This is a genomic window from Novosphingobium sp. TK46 (assembly GCF_055361525.1).
The window spans coordinates 148,737-163,128 of record NZ_CM143963.1; the positions used below are offsets into that span (position 1 = coordinate 148,737).

Below are 14,392 nucleotides of genomic sequence, written 5' to 3' on the forward strand. Positions count from 1 at the left end.
AATCGAACTTTCAAACGAAACTATTGACGTTCATTCGAAACATAATGACAAGCAGTGAAGCAATCCGCTGGCGACGCGAAGATTGGCGGCAAGAACCGGCTCGATGGACGCCGCGCGAACTTTGGAGAAAGAGAGACGTGGACGGTGAAAAATACATCCTGGCGATTGACCAGGGCACCACGTCCACGCGATCGATCGTGTTCGACGTACAGACACGGGCGCTCGCCACCGCGCAGACCGAATTCGCCCAGCATTATCCTCAGCCCGGATGGGTCGAGCATGATGCCGAAGACATTTGGCACGACACCCTGGCGACCGCGCGGGAGGCGATCGCGACAAGCGGTGTGGGAGCTGCGGCCATCGCCGGCATCGGCATCACCAACCAGCGCGAGACCGTGGTGGTTTGGGACCGCGCCACGGGCGAAACGATCCACCGGGCGATCGTATGGCAAGACCGTCGCACCGCGGATCTCTGCGCACACTTGAAGTCGGCGGGGCATGAACCGACCGTTCGCGCGAAAACCGGGCTGCTGCTCGACCCGTATTTTTCGGCGACGAAGCTCGCATGGATCCTCGACCATGTCGACGGCGCGCGTGCCCGAGCCGAGCGGGGAGAACTGGCCTTCGGCACGATCGACAGCTTCCTGCTGTGGCGGCTGACCGGCGGCGCCGTGCACGCCACCGATGTGACCAATGCCGGTCGCACGTTGCTCTACGACATCCATGCGCAAGCCTGGGATGCGGAACTATGTGCGCTGTTCGACGTGCCGGTCGCGTTGCTGCCCGAGGTTCACGACAACAGCCACATCTTCGGCCACACTGCCGATGGCCTGTTCGATGCCGCGATCCCGGTTGCAGGGATGGTCGGCGACCAGCAGGCGGCTTTGTTCGGACAGGCCTGCTTTGCCCCACGCATGGCCAAATCGACCTATGGCACCGGTTGCTTCATGCTGCTCAACACCGGCACGCAGGCCGTCCGTTCCGAGCATCGCCTGCTCACCACCCCCGCCTATCGCCTGAACGGCGAAATGACTTACGCGCTGGAAGGGTCGATCTTCGTCGCCGGAGCGGCGGTGAAATGGCTACGCGATGGACTGGGCGTCATCACCCATGCTCGCGAGACCAACGACATGGCAACGCAAGTGCCCGACAGCCACGGCGTCTACATGGTCCCTGCGTTCGTGGGGCTGGGCGCGCCGCATTGGGACCCGGACGCGCGCGGAGCGATCTTCGGACTAACCCTGGGTACGACGCAAGCGCACCTGGCGCGCGCGGCGCTGGAAGCGGTCGGCTATCAGACCATGGACCTGGCCGATGCGATGATCGCCGATGGCGGCGATCCACCCGCGACCATCCGGGTCGATGGTGGCATGGCAGCCAATAACTGGCTCTGCCAGTTCCTCGCCGACATGCTCCAAGTTCCAGTCGAACGGCCGCGCCACCTGGAAACGACGGCACTGGGGGCGGCATTTCACGCCGGCCTAGCGACGGGAGTGTGGCCTGATCTCGCAGCGTTGGCCAGAACCTGGGCTCGCGGCGACCGTTTCGAACCGAAGATCGACATGGCGGCACGCGCAACGCTGATCGCCGGCTGGCACACAGCGCTGGCAAAGACACTCACCCGGCAGCCGGAATGACGTGAGGCAAGCCGATCTTGCACGCGAACGTCATGACGAAGCACGACCCTTGTGGTTACGGCTTCGTGACCCGGCCGGTACGCTCCAGCTTGCCCCAGCCCACCACCCAGCCACCGATAGCGGACACGATTGCGCGCAGTACGACCCAGTACATGATCTGGCGATAGACGAGGCGCTGAGCGATCAGCAGATGGAAGGGATAGCGGACCTTGTTGCCGTCGAGCCGATAGGCGATCCATCCGCAGATCACGTCGACGGTGACGAAGGCGATCCAATAGGCACCCATCAGCCCGACGTCGCCCCGGGTCTGCGCCCAGCCGTGCGCCTGTACGCGCAGAATGGTGCCGACGATCGACATGATCAGCGCCAGGTCGATCAATGGCGAGATCGAGGCGAACGCGATCTGGAACAACCAGGCCTGGGGCAGGCCAATGCGGCCGAGACCCTGCGGCTTTCCGGTCGCGATCACCGCCCGGTGCTTCCACAAGCACTGCAATGTGCCGAACGCCCACCGGAACCGCTGCTTGGCCAGCGCCTTGAAGCTTTCCGGTGCCTCGGTCCAGGCGACCGCGCGCGGATCGTAGGTAACACGCCAGCCGGCGCGCTGAATGGCGATGGTCAGATCCTGATCCTCGGCCAGGGTATCGACCGGATAGCCGCCCACCGCGTCGAGCGCCGCGCGACGCCACGCACCCACGGCACCCGGGATCACCGTCATCGCATCGAACCCGGCCAGCGCCCGACGATCGAGGTTCTGGGCGGTGATGTACTCGACCGCCTGCCAGCGCGTGACCAGGTTCACCCGGTTGCCCACGCGCGCATCCCCCGCGACCGCGCCGATGCGCGGATCGTCGAACCAGCGGACCAGGCGCCGGATCGTCTCGGCCTCGAACTGGGTGTCGGCATCGAGCGCGATGATGACCTCACCGCTGGCATCTTGCAGCGCCCGGTTGAGCGCCGCCGCCTTGCCGCCGTTCTCCAGAGTCAGCAGCGTCACGCGCGGATCGTCGCCGAACGCCTGGGTGACGATTTCGCTGGTGCCATCTTTTGATCCATCGTCGGCAACGATGACCTGTAGCGCGGGGTAATCGCTCGCCAGCACCCGCGCGACCGATTCCGCGATCACGCGCGCCTCGTTGTAGGCCGGGATGATGACCGAAACCCGCGGCTCGAAGGTCGGTGGTTCACCACGCTGGCGACGGCTCTGGAACCAGGCGAGGCCAGCCATGATCACCGCGCGCGCGATACCCAGCGAGATCGCGATGTAGAACAACCATACCAGCAGGATCGACAGCGCCATCATGATCACGAACGCTGCGACATCAATCCGGACCGCCGCCAGATCGCTGGTCGAAATCGCGGGCATAGCCCGGCTTTGGGGGATGCCGATCAGTTGTGAGGCCGTGACAAACTGATACCCTTCGGACCTGAGCGTCTGGATGATACGCGGCAACGCGGCAACCGTCTGGGAGCGATCACCGCCGCCATCGTGCAGCAGGATCACGTTCATCGACTGATCCGCAGTGGCGGAATGGACCTGCTCGATCACCTGATTGACGATCGCATCGGTTCCCGGCCGCTTCCAGTCGTTGGGATCGACGTGCAGCCCGACCACCGTGTAACCCGCCTGTTGCGCCTTGAGCGCCGGGCCAAGCTCATCGGGCGTGGTCGGCTCGGCGTCGCCGAAATACGGCGCGCGAAACAGCGTCATGCTGTGTCTTGTATAGGCTTCGACGAGGCGCTGGGTGGCGTTCAGTTGCAGCTGCGTCTCGCGTGCGCCGGCCTCCGCCAGATTGGGGTGGGTATAAGTGTGATTGCCCAGTTCATCGCCATCGGCGACGATCCGCTTGAGAAGGTCGGGACTTCCCAAGGCGTACTCGCCGATCACGAAGAAGGTCGCTGGAACATGCTCGGCCTCCAGCGTGTCGAGGATGCGCGGCGTCCATTCGCGATCCGGTCCATCGTCGAAGGTGAGCGCCAGCAGCTTGGGATTGCCGCCACCGGCGCGCGCAACCACGTAGGGCGTCGGCAAGGCGTCGTAGTGTTCGTCGTGGATCATGCCATCAGCATCGAACGTCACCCGGCGCGCACCGTCGCGCGGGGTCGCGGTGATGTGCAGGATCTCGCCCGATCCCTCGACATCCGCACCGCTGACCGATCGGGGCACCGTGATATCGGGACGGCTACCCTTGTTGAAGGCCTGCAGATCCTGCCAGAACCCGCCATCCTCGATGCCCAGCCGCCACATTGCGACCTGCTGGATGCCCAGCCGGCTCAAGGCATTCAGCTGGTTCCAGCTGGTCGCGGCGTCGAGCATCCAGATCGTGTGCGTCTGGTCTCCCTCCTTGTAGGCGAACCCGGCGTTTCCGCTCGCCTGATCGAACGTGATCTTGGCATCGCTGTCATGTGCCGCCAGCCAGGCATCGTCGATCGAAAGGGCGTCGGTTGTGTTGCCATGCCAGTCATAGGCATAGCTACCCAGCGCGACGACGATCTTGTCGGTTCCGATCCGTTTCTGCGCACTTTGCACCTCGCGAACGAACCATTCCTGTGGGGCGATGGGGCCCGGTTCGCCGCCCTCCCAGTGCTGGTCGTAGGCCATCATGATGACCTTGTCCGAAGCGGCGGAGATCGCCTCGAGCGGCCAGTCGTTGTCCTCCGCAGGGACGGTCACCGCGATCCGGGAATCGTCCGGCATCTGCCCGCGCAGCTCGCGCAGGAACGTGACGTAGTCGGCCATGGCCTGGCGGGGCAACGATTCGAAATCCATTACCACACCCTTCTCGCCACGCTGCGCCACCATCTGGCTCAGCTGCTGCGCGAAGGCCCGGCGTTGCACGGGGTCGTGAAGCAGCGCGGCGGCTCCGGCGCCATCCCACTGATCATCACCGTAGTTCTGCACCATCGGCAGCACCTTGAACCGATGCGATGTAGACGTGACCAGCCGGTCGAAACGACTGTCCTGCGCGATGTCGACATGGTGTTGCGGCCCCGAGACATTGACCAGCGCGGGCACGACCCAATCCAGATCGTTGCCGTGCCGCTGGAGCGACAGGAAGCTCGCATCGTTGTTCGGCATGTAGAAACCCACCGCCAGCGGAGCCTGCCCGGACTTGCCCTGCAGCTTGGGCAGCCAGGCGTTCAGCTTGTGCCCCAGCTTCGACTTGGCGAAGCCAGCCGCGTGCAAGTGTGGCACCGGCAGGTCGAGCTCGCGCTGACGGGGCACCGCGACCAGCGTGGTGGCGAAGGCGATGGCGCCCAGAACCACCAGCAGCAGCGCGATGGAGAGACTGCGGCGCGACCAGCGGCTGCGGCGGCCGGTGGGATCGAAGAAGATGGGCTTGGTCACGGCGACGACGACACTCCGAAAGACTGCGGGATTGTGACGAAATGGAAGGCGTCGACACATGAACGACGCTGCATGCCGGCATCGTAACTCCGGACTTAATTAATAGTCATGTTCGGCGCCGAACGGGGCGAAGATCGCTCGGCCTGGATCAGGGCCGGATGATCGGGATCAACCGGTGCAGCGCCCCCAACGCTGTTTTTACCAGCAGCACGTGATCGTGGTTGAGGTGGTGATTGCCCGGCAACGCAATCACTTGGGCAGCGCCACCCATCAGCGGGCACAGGCTGTCGGTCTCCTCTATCCCATAGACGCAGACCACGGGTGGGCCGCGCAGCGCACGCAAGTCGGCCGCAGGTTGCGCATCGGGAGAGCCAAGATACTCCAGTCCTGTCGGATCGGCGCGAAAGTAGACGCTGCGACCCGGCACCAGCAGGTCGATCGCCGCAACATGGGAGAGCAGTTCGGCGCCAAGATGGGGCGCGGTCGTCGCCACGATATCGCCGCCATAGGATTGTCCGACCAGCACCACTTTGTCGGCGCCGCTGATCCGCATCGCCGAGCGTATCGCCTGCTGAACGATCGCGACCGCTTCGGCCTGCGTGTGATGGTACGCGAAGACCACGGGTGAGGACACGCCGACCACCGTCATACCCCGATCCGCCAAGGCGGTCGCGACCGGCGCGCTCATGCCGCCGCGAAAGCCGATGTCACCGGACAGCATCACCGCCGCCACCGGGATACGTTGATGTTGCGGATGATAGATCAGGTAAGGTGACGTTCCGAACAGGCGCAGGATGGGCGCGGCTGCCGCGATCATCATCAGGACACCCAACAAGAGCGCGGTCCACCCCGCGATCCGCCTGGTACGACGGACCTTGTCTCGCTTGGTTCGAAGGCGAGGCGCGTGCCTGGATCGAGACCGGTTCATGCGGGTTCCTCCTTGCAGGTGTCAAAAGATGGCGCGATCTCCACCCCCGGTTCTCGATCGGGTCCTGGTGGAGGCGTCGCGCCGGGTTGACCGCGACCGATCAGCCGCGAGACGTCGTGCAAGGCCTGGATCAGGCCAACACCTTGCGGCCCTGCGAGGTATCGCGGCTCCCATGTCGGCGCGAATTTCTCCTTGTAGCCGCGCAGGCCACGAAAGCCGTAGAACGTCTCGCCATGGCGGAAGATCAGCGCGGCGGCCTTCGCCCAGGTCGGCGCCAGGCGTCGTCCCTCGATACCGGACAGCGGCACCATCCCCAGCGTGAAGCGCCGATAGCCGCGCTCCTTGGCCCACAGCAGCAAGTTGACGAAGAGGAAGTCCATGCTGCCCGCCGGCGCATCGGAGCGCTGGCGCATAAGGTCGACCGAGGCCTCGTTCTTGTTTGCCGTCAGCCACAAGTTGGCGAAGGCGACGATGCGATCCTCCACCATGATCAGCGCCATGTCGAAGTTGCACAGATAATCACGGTCGAACCGGCCAAGGCTGAAGCCCTTCTCCTGAGCGTTTTTGGCGGACATCCATTCGTCCGAGACGCTTTGCAGTTCGTCCAGGATCACCGGGACCGCCGCAGCGGGCACGATGCGTAAGCGGGCACCGGCCCGGGCCGCCACTCTTTGCGATTTGCGCACACTGCGCAGTTGCGGCGTCTCCAGTTCGAAGGTGTCGAGGTGGACGACCGCCTCCTCACCGAACTTGACGATCTGCAAGCCCATGCCGATGGCCAGTTCGAGCGTGTCGGACGACACCTCGTACAGCAGCAGCCGGCCTTGCTGCCGGTGCGAAAGTTCGCGCAACTTCCACAGCAGGCCAGCCCACGATCCTTGCGCGCCGACCGGATCGCCCATGACGATCCAGCTGCTGCCCTTGATCTGATACATCAAGAAGGCGTCGCCCGTTTCGGACAACAGGAACCGCTTGTCCCCGGTCAGTGCCAGCATCGTCTCGGACCGGTCGGTGGTGGCGATGATCCGCCGCACCGTGTGCCAGTCCGCATCCCCCATCTTGTCGGGCGCGCGTGTCGGCATCGGCGCGAGCAGGCGCCAGATGGTGAACCCGGTCAGCATTACCGCACTGGCCAGGGTCGCCCGCATGAAGCGCGGAGCATCCCCATGCAGCGCGAAGTTCCACCACAGGTCGTCGCTGTATGGCACATGGCGGTAAGCGAACAGACCTGCCCAGGCCGCCAGCGCCGCCGCCATGGCGATCGCGGTCAGCCAGCCGGACGTCAACGGTTGCTCGATCAGCGCGGTGCGGCGATAGAAAGCACGCCGCGTGGCTTGCAGTAGCCCGGCCAGCGCGAGGCACACGGTCGCCTCCTCATAGTCGATGCCCTTGGCCAGGGAGAATACCGCGCCCGCCACCAGCAGTACCCGCGTAGCAAGGCATGCCCCGTCCAGCCTGCGGTACAGGCCGGGCGCGAGCAGCAGCAGCGCGGTTCCGATGACGCTTGCGGCGACATGGCTGGCCTCAATGAACGGCAGCGGCAAGATGGCGGATAGCATCCCCATGCGCGCGTGAATCGCCGGCAGAGATCCCGACAGCAACAGCATCGCACCACCCAGGAACGCCGCAGAGCTGAGCAGCAGCGGCGACAGGTTGCTGGCCACGGCCTGCATCCCGCCGATCACCCTGCCGGCGTGCCGATGGCGCACGCTTTCGTGCCACACCAGCATGACCACGCCGAGCGCCAGCGGCAGGAGGTAGTAGATGATGCGATAAGCGATCAGCGCGGCGAACAGCGTGGCGCGATCGCTGGGCAGCACCGCGAGAACCACGGATTCGAACACGCCGATGCCGCCCGGCACATGGCTGATCAGTGCGGCCACGAGCCCGAGCCCATAGGCGAGCACGAAGGCGGGCAGCTGCGCGGGATCGGCGCCGGGCAGCAGCACGAACAAGGCGGCCGCCGCGCATGTCATGTCCACCGAGGCCACCGCGATCTGGGCGAGCAGTTCGCCACGGCTCGGCACCGGCAGCGTCATGCCGCCCATCGCGAACGGAGCGCGCCTGCGTCCGGCCGCATAGATCGCCGCCAGGGTCGCCAACAGCACGACGATGCCGATCGCCCGGGCCGAGGTTTCGGGGATCGTCAGGCTGGCGATCTGGAGCGGCCCCTGGTGGACGACCATCGCCAACCCGGCGATCGTGAGTACGCCGGCCCAGAACATTGCCGCCGCAATCGCTATCACGCGCGCCACGTCCGGCCCATCCAGCCCGGCACCTGCATAGATGCGATAGCGCGCCGAGCCGCCGGTCAGCAGCGCGAGGCCCAGGTTATGGCTGAGCGTGTAGCTGCTGAACGATGCGAGTGCGGCCGTGCGCCACGGTTGCGGACGCCCGATGATCCTCAGCGCGAGCACGTCGTAGAACGTCAGCGCCAGATAGCTGATCGCGGTGAACCCCAGCGACAAGGCGATCTGCCGGACGGTGAGCGCCGCGACTGCGGCACGCACCTGGTCGTACCGGATCTCGTGCGTAAGCCGGGAAAGCGCCACGAAGCCGAGCGCGATGACCAGCAGCACGACGCCGCCGGTGACGAAGCGGCGATGCCGCGTGATCGATTGCCACAGGTTCCTCATGGAACGAGGAATAGCGGTCGTCAGCTTGCCATCATGTCGCCGCTTTGTGAACCTTTGGCAATCTTGTCACAGGTGTCAGACGCCCAGGGAATAGGTGATTACGAAGCAGGCAATCGTCAGCAGCAGCATGGCGACGATGAAGGTCGCGTCGGCGGTTCGTTCCAGCCAGTGCAGGCGCAAGTTCGATTGCAAACGCAGCGCGAAGTACGACGACAGCGTCGCCAGCAGGAACAACAGCGCATCGATGGACAGCAGATCGTCCGCCAACGTCTGCCGCCCGTGCATCGCGAAGGCCACGCGCAACAGGCCGATGCCCGTCAGGCAAACACCCACCATGCCCGAGGCAATGGGACAGATCAGCCGACAAGTCCGCTCGTCCAGCGCATCGTCGTACCGGCGGGGCGCGCGCTTGTGGCGCGCCTCGTCATGCTTCGGGCTGTGCACCACTGAGTCGATCTCCCGCGCCTGCCTGCCGCGTGCACCCCATACGAAAGCGGATTTACCTTGCTGCTGGCGAACAGATGACCAAAAATTCATCTGGCTCTCACATGATGCCTAGACAATCTCTGGTAGGTACCTGCCTCGAGGTGCGAACGATCAGTGCATGTATCGCAATGACGAGGATTAGCGATGTCCCAGAAGATCCTGCTGGTCGAAGACGATGCCAGCACTGCCGAGTTCATCGCGACCGGCCTCACCGAGGAAGGCTTCGTGGTCGATCAGGCGGCGACGGGACGCGACGGCCTGTTCCTCGCCACTGACGGCAGCTACCACTGCATCGTTCTCGACCGTATGCTGCCTGGCCTGGACGGGATGGCGGTGCTGGCGGCCTTGCGCGGCGCCGGCATCACCACTCCGGTCATCATACTGTCGGCGCTTGGATCGACCGAGGACCGCATCAAGGGACTGACCAGCGGCTCGGATGATTATCTGGTCAAACCGTTCGCCTTTGCCGAACTGCTCGCGCGCATTCGGCTGTTGACCCGCCGGGGCAACGCGGCCGCCGGACCGGAGACGGTGCTGCGCTGCGACGAACTGGAGATGGACCTGCTGTCGCGCCGCGTGAAGCGTGGTGCCCGCAACATCGAACTGCAACCGCGCGAATTCCGTCTGCTCGAATTTCTGTTGCGCCATGTCGATCAGGTAGTGACCCGCACGATGCTGCTGGAAGGCGTGTGGGATTACCATTTCGACCCCGGCACCAACGTCATCGACGTTCACCTAAGCCGGCTGCGCAAGAAGATCGACGAAGGTGAGCCCCGGCCGCTGCTACATACCGTTCGCGGTGCCGGCTATCGGATCGGCGCCGAGCCGTGATGCGATCGACGACGTTCCGCTTCGCAGCGCTCGTTTTCCTGTTCCAGATCCTTGCCGCCGCCATCCTGTTGTTCGGTGTCGGCGCCGTGCTGCGCTCGCAAAGCCGGGCGCAGGCGATCGCCGTGGCCGAGACGATGCGCGACGATCTGCTGACGATCTACATGCAAGGCGGCCTGGCCGCGCTGACAGGCGCGGTTACCGTGCGCACGGCACCTGCGGCGGGACGCCCCGTGGTGCTCTCTGTCATCGACGCGGCGGGCAAGCCGCTAGCCGGCAATCTGGCCGGACGCTCTCAACTGCCGCCGACCAGGACCTATGCGCTGGCCAAGGCGCTACGCATAGGTCACCGGATACCCGAAGCGATGTTCCTGCAGGCCACCCGCCTGAGCGGCGGCGGATTGCTCGTCACCGGCACCGTGGTCGAAAGCGATCGGCAGTTCATCGCGCTGCTCGAACATGCGACACTGGTGGCGTTGGCGCTGTCGATCCTGTTCGCCGCATTCGCCGCGTTTGTCTCCACCCGCCTCATCGTCAATCGCCTGCAAGCCACCATCATGACGCTGGGTCTGGTGCGCGAAGGCAACCTGTCGCGCCGGGTACCGGCCGATGCCACCGGCGACGCCTTCGCTCGTCTGGGGACCGAGGTGAACCAGGCATTGGATCGGGTTGAGGCGCTCAATTCCGAACTGCAGATCGCCACGGATAGCCTGGCACACGATCTCAAGTCGCCGCTGACCCGGATGCAGTCCGCGCTTTATCGAACCGCGCGCATCGTGACCGAACCCGCCGCGCAAACCGCGGTCGATCAGGCTCTGGCTGAAAGCGAACGGCTGCTGGCGATGATTGAGACCGCGCTCAGTATCACCCGCGCCGAGGCGGGCCTGGGCACGGAAAGCTTCAAGCCGACGGATCTTGCCGACATGCTCGCCACGATCACCGAGATCTATGCGCCGGTGGTGGAGGATGAAGGCCGCGCTATCGTCATGGTCGCGCCCGAACCGATCACCCTTTCGATTCATCGCCAGTTGATGGATCAGGCCATCGGCAATCTGGTCGACAACGCCATCAAATATGGCGCCGGGACCATCACCCTTTCGATCGGCGCCCAAGAAGGCCGCGTCACCATCGCGGTTGCCGATGAAGGCGACGGGATCCCCGAACATCAAAAAGAGCAGGCCTTGCGTCGGTTCGCCCGGCTCGATGAAGCGCGCGGCGGCTGGGGTGCAGGCCTGGGTTTGTCGCTGGTGCAGGCCGTCGCCCACCTTCACGGTGGCGACGTCGAACTGCGCAATAATCACCCCGGCCTGGAAGTCGCCATCGGCTTGTCGCAACCAGCAGTCATCTAGCGGCCTGGCGTGAGGGAGCCGCCGAAACGCGGCACAACTGAACGCATGCTTTGCAGTCCCAAATGGTTTGAGACCCTGTGCCGGGCGTGCCGGCGGTTCGCCAAGGCGAGGATCCACCCCCAAAGGGAAACCACCTTACCCGTTCGGCCGTCCGCTCCGCGAAGCAGCGCCCCCGCGAACGTTTAGCTGCCGGGACACCCGGACATCGGCGGCGCGAGACGTTTTGCGTTTCACCGTCCTTCGCATCATCAAGGGACGTCGCGTCGACTCAACGGGTCTGCACGACAAAGGCCGGATGCATGACGCACCCGGCCTAATCGCTCGCTCAAACCAGCGAGCTTCACGTGCCCGCTTTCACGATCGATAAAGTCAGTCTCCGAACTTCACGCGAAGACGCACGCCGTACATGCGCGGCTGTCCCAGGATCAGGCTCTCCGCGCCATACGACTGCCAGCCGTTGCTGACGAAGATCGGGTACTTCTCGTTGAAGGCGTTGGTGATGAAGGCACCGGCATCGATCCGGCTTCCAGCCACGTTGTTCCAGTTCAGGTTAAAGTTGACGACTTGGTTGGAAGGCAGAAGACCCAGCGGAGAGTCCGCAGCGGCGACCTGCTTGGCGGTGTAGATGTACGTCGCGCTCAGCGAGATATCGCCCACGCTGTTGTCCACCGGCAGCTTGATCGAAGGCGTCACGACGATCTTGTGCTTGGGCGACTGCGGCAGGGCGCCACCGACGATCGCGCCGGTGGTTGGCGTCAGATAGCCGGCGAACGCGGGAGGCGAATACGTCTTCAGCTTGGTGTCGAGGTACGTATAGCCGACCGCCACACCAATGCCGCTCCGATTGATCGCGGCATCGACTTCGATGCCCTGGATCTTCGATTTGCCCGCGTTGACGATCGCCTGCGAGGGCGAGGCCGTGTTGTTCGGGATCGACGTATCGGGGATCAGGTTGGCGGTCAGCTGCTGGTTGGAAAAGTCGTTGTAGAACGCCGCGACGTTGAAGTACCCCGTTACCGCGCCACGGAACGACGTCTTCGCGCCGATTTCATAGGAATCGACCTTCTCCGGGCCCCATCCGATCGGGATCGTGTTCGAGGCGTTGACGTTGCCCTGACGATAGCCACGCGCATATTTGCCATAGACAAGTACGTCGGTGGTCGGCTTGAAATCCACGCCGAGCAACCAGGTCGGCTTGTTCGACTTCTGCTCGATCCGGGTCAGGCAGCTTTCACCCGACGGCGCCGGACGACCCGGGAAAGCCGCGCACTGGAACACGGGCGTGTTAGGCTGGAAGAAGAAGATCTGGCGTGTACCACCCTCACCCACGACCTTGTCCATCGTGTAGCGCAAACCACCAGTAACCGAGAGCTTGTCACTCAGGTTGTAGGACGCCTGACCAAAAAAGCCGGCATTGCGGTACTGGTAGCGCGTCAGTGAGTTCTGGATGAGCCCCGGAATGCCGGGAGCGCCAAGGGTGTTCACCGGGCGGCATTGGTATTCCGAGATGTCGGTGCAAGAAACCGACGACAGCGTGAAGAAGTTCGGCGCCACCTGGACCGTATAGGATATCGGCGACAACGAACCCTGGAACGGGCTGTTGTTGGAGCTCTTCTCGTAATAGCCGCCGAGCACGTAAGTGAGAGCGCCGTCGGAAGTCCGACCCTGGATCTGCAACTCCTCGGTGGCCGTCCATTGCGATACGTTGGCGAAGTTGCGATCAGGGTTCAGACCGACCCAGGTGAACGGCGCGCCCGCGTACTGGTTGGGCGTGCCAAGCTGCGTCAACGCCGGGATCGTCAGTGCGTCGGAACCGATGTTGAACGACTGCGCCTGCCGGAATTCCTGGTAGCTCGCGGTGTTCTTGATGGTGATGTTGTCGTTGATGTTCCAGCTGGTGGTGTTCTGCACCCCCCACTGGTCGATCTCGAGGAAGGGATTCGGCGCGCTCGTGTCGACATCCCAGTATCCGTCGCCGCGAGCACGGGCCGCCTGCAGGTTCTGACAATTGAGCGGGGCCAAAAACGACGCGGTGGTGCCGGCGCGCACGCCGGGGAACGCGGTCGTCGAAATGCCATCACGGCAACCCGGAGCATTTGCCGCCGCCAGTCGGGCAGCCACGCCGTTGGTCTTGGAATGGCTATACCGTGCGAGCGTGTAGCTCTCGAGGTCGGGCGTCAGTTCCGCCAGCACGCTGAGGCGCGCGGCCCAATAGTTGACGTCGCCAAAGTCGCGAGCGCCAACCGGGTTCTGGTTCTTGAGGTAGCCATCGCGGTTCTGGCGATCGAAACCCGCGCGAACCTTGAACGTGTCGCTCAGCGGGATATTGATGACACCCTGCACGCGGTACATGTCGTAGTTGCCGTAAGAGCCTTCGACGTAGCCTTCCAGCTTGTCGGTCGGACGCTGCGGAACGATCAGCACGGCGCCACCGGTCGTGTTGCGACCAAAGAGGGTTCCTTGCGGTCCCTTGAGAACCTGCACGTTCTGCAGGTCGAAAAACTGGCCCACGCCAGCGCCGTTACCGCCCGGGGTACCACCTTGCGCACGCGGCCCGATCACGTCGGCGAAGTATACCGCGACGGACGGAGAGGTGAAGCTTTCCTGCGTGAAGCCACGGATCGCATAAGAAGCGGTTTCGGCGCCATAGCGCGAGTTCGCGGCAAGCGACGGCGTGTACGTGGCAAGGTCAGCGCCCGAGACGATGTTGTTGTTGCTGATCTGCTGGTCGTTGAACACCGTGATCGAGATCGGCACGTCCTGCAGACGCTCTTCGGTGCGGCGCGCGGTGACGACGATATCGCCACCAGCATCCTGCGCCATCGCCGGCAGTGCAAAAACGACCGCCGTCGTCGCACATAGAAATAGCTTCGCCGATGCGTACCTCATCAAAATTCCCCTCACTGGTAGCGGCAAATGCCTCATGCCGCTATTTCAGTGCGCGAATACGGCCAATTTCTGCCTTGGCAAGAGCCCCTTATGCTCGCGGCCAGTTATCCAGCCAAGGCGAAGAGAAAGTGTCACAGTCGATGCCACAATCGCCCGCCGGTTTGCGGCGGTGATGGCACGGACCCGCTTCAGAACTACACGACGCTCGCTGCCGACAAACAACACTTGCCACCACAAGCGACCAGTTCAGGGTGCTTAGCCCAGCAACTTGTCGACTGGGATGCTTAATC

8 protein-coding genes are annotated in these 14,392 nt (G+C 64.0%); 3 read left to right on the forward strand and 5 right to left on the reverse strand.

Annotated features, from left to right (window positions below):
- Positions 1-137: 137 nt before the first annotated feature.
- Positions 138-1,637 (forward strand): glycerol kinase GlpK, encoded by a 1,500-nt coding sequence (glpK, locus tag ACXJ1Z_RS00645; RefSeq protein WP_463778789.1) that lies wholly within the window; start codon positions 138-140, stop codon positions 1,635-1,637.
- A 55-nt stretch (positions 1,638-1,692) separates the two neighbouring features.
- Here glpK and ACXJ1Z_RS00650 read toward each other — a convergent pair whose 3' ends face one another.
- The 4 genes from ACXJ1Z_RS00650 to ACXJ1Z_RS00665 form a co-directional block, all read right to left on the reverse strand.
- Positions 1,693-4,986, reverse strand: coding sequence for a trifunctional glycoside hydrolase family 18/polysaccharide deacetylase/glycosyltransferase family 2 protein (locus ACXJ1Z_RS00650; protein WP_463778790.1), 3,294 nt, complete (start codon positions 4,984-4,986; stop codon positions 1,693-1,695).
- 148 nt (positions 4,987-5,134) lie between these two features.
- Entirely contained in the window at positions 5,135-5,806 is a 672-nt protein-coding gene (locus tag ACXJ1Z_RS00655) for an AcvB/VirJ family lysyl-phosphatidylglycerol hydrolase (protein WP_463778791.1), read from the reverse strand.
- 104 nt (positions 5,807-5,910) lie between these two features.
- Positions 5,911-8,550, reverse strand: coding sequence for a bifunctional lysylphosphatidylglycerol flippase/synthetase MprF (mprF, locus tag ACXJ1Z_RS00660; RefSeq protein WP_463778793.1), 2,640 nt, complete (start codon positions 8,548-8,550; stop codon positions 5,911-5,913).
- A 75-nt stretch (positions 8,551-8,625) separates the two neighbouring features.
- Positions 8,626-8,997 carry a hypothetical protein gene (locus ACXJ1Z_RS00665; protein ID WP_463778794.1) on the reverse strand — a complete coding sequence of 124 codons (372 nt, stop codon included), beginning with the start codon at positions 8,995-8,997 and terminating at the stop codon, positions 8,626-8,628.
- 183 nt (positions 8,998-9,180) lie between these two features.
- Between ACXJ1Z_RS00665 and ACXJ1Z_RS00670 the strand changes: the two genes are divergently transcribed.
- Positions 9,181-9,867 (forward strand): winged helix-turn-helix domain-containing protein, encoded by a 687-nt coding sequence (locus ACXJ1Z_RS00670; protein WP_463778796.1) that lies wholly within the window; start codon positions 9,181-9,183, stop codon positions 9,865-9,867.
- Positions 9,867-11,213 carry a HAMP domain-containing sensor histidine kinase gene (locus tag ACXJ1Z_RS00675; protein WP_463781131.1) on the forward strand — a complete coding sequence of 449 codons (1,347 nt, stop codon included), beginning with the start codon at positions 9,867-9,869 and terminating at the stop codon, positions 11,211-11,213. Before ACXJ1Z_RS00670 ends, ACXJ1Z_RS00675 begins: the two co-directional genes overlap by 1 nt.
- Before the next feature lie 369 nt (positions 11,214-11,582).
- Here ACXJ1Z_RS00675 and ACXJ1Z_RS00680 read toward each other — a convergent pair whose 3' ends face one another.
- Positions 11,583-14,102, reverse strand: a complete 2,520-nt coding sequence (locus ACXJ1Z_RS00680) for a TonB-dependent receptor (protein WP_463778798.1) — start codon at positions 14,100-14,102, stop codon at positions 11,583-11,585.
- Positions 14,103-14,392 lie beyond the last annotated feature (290 nt).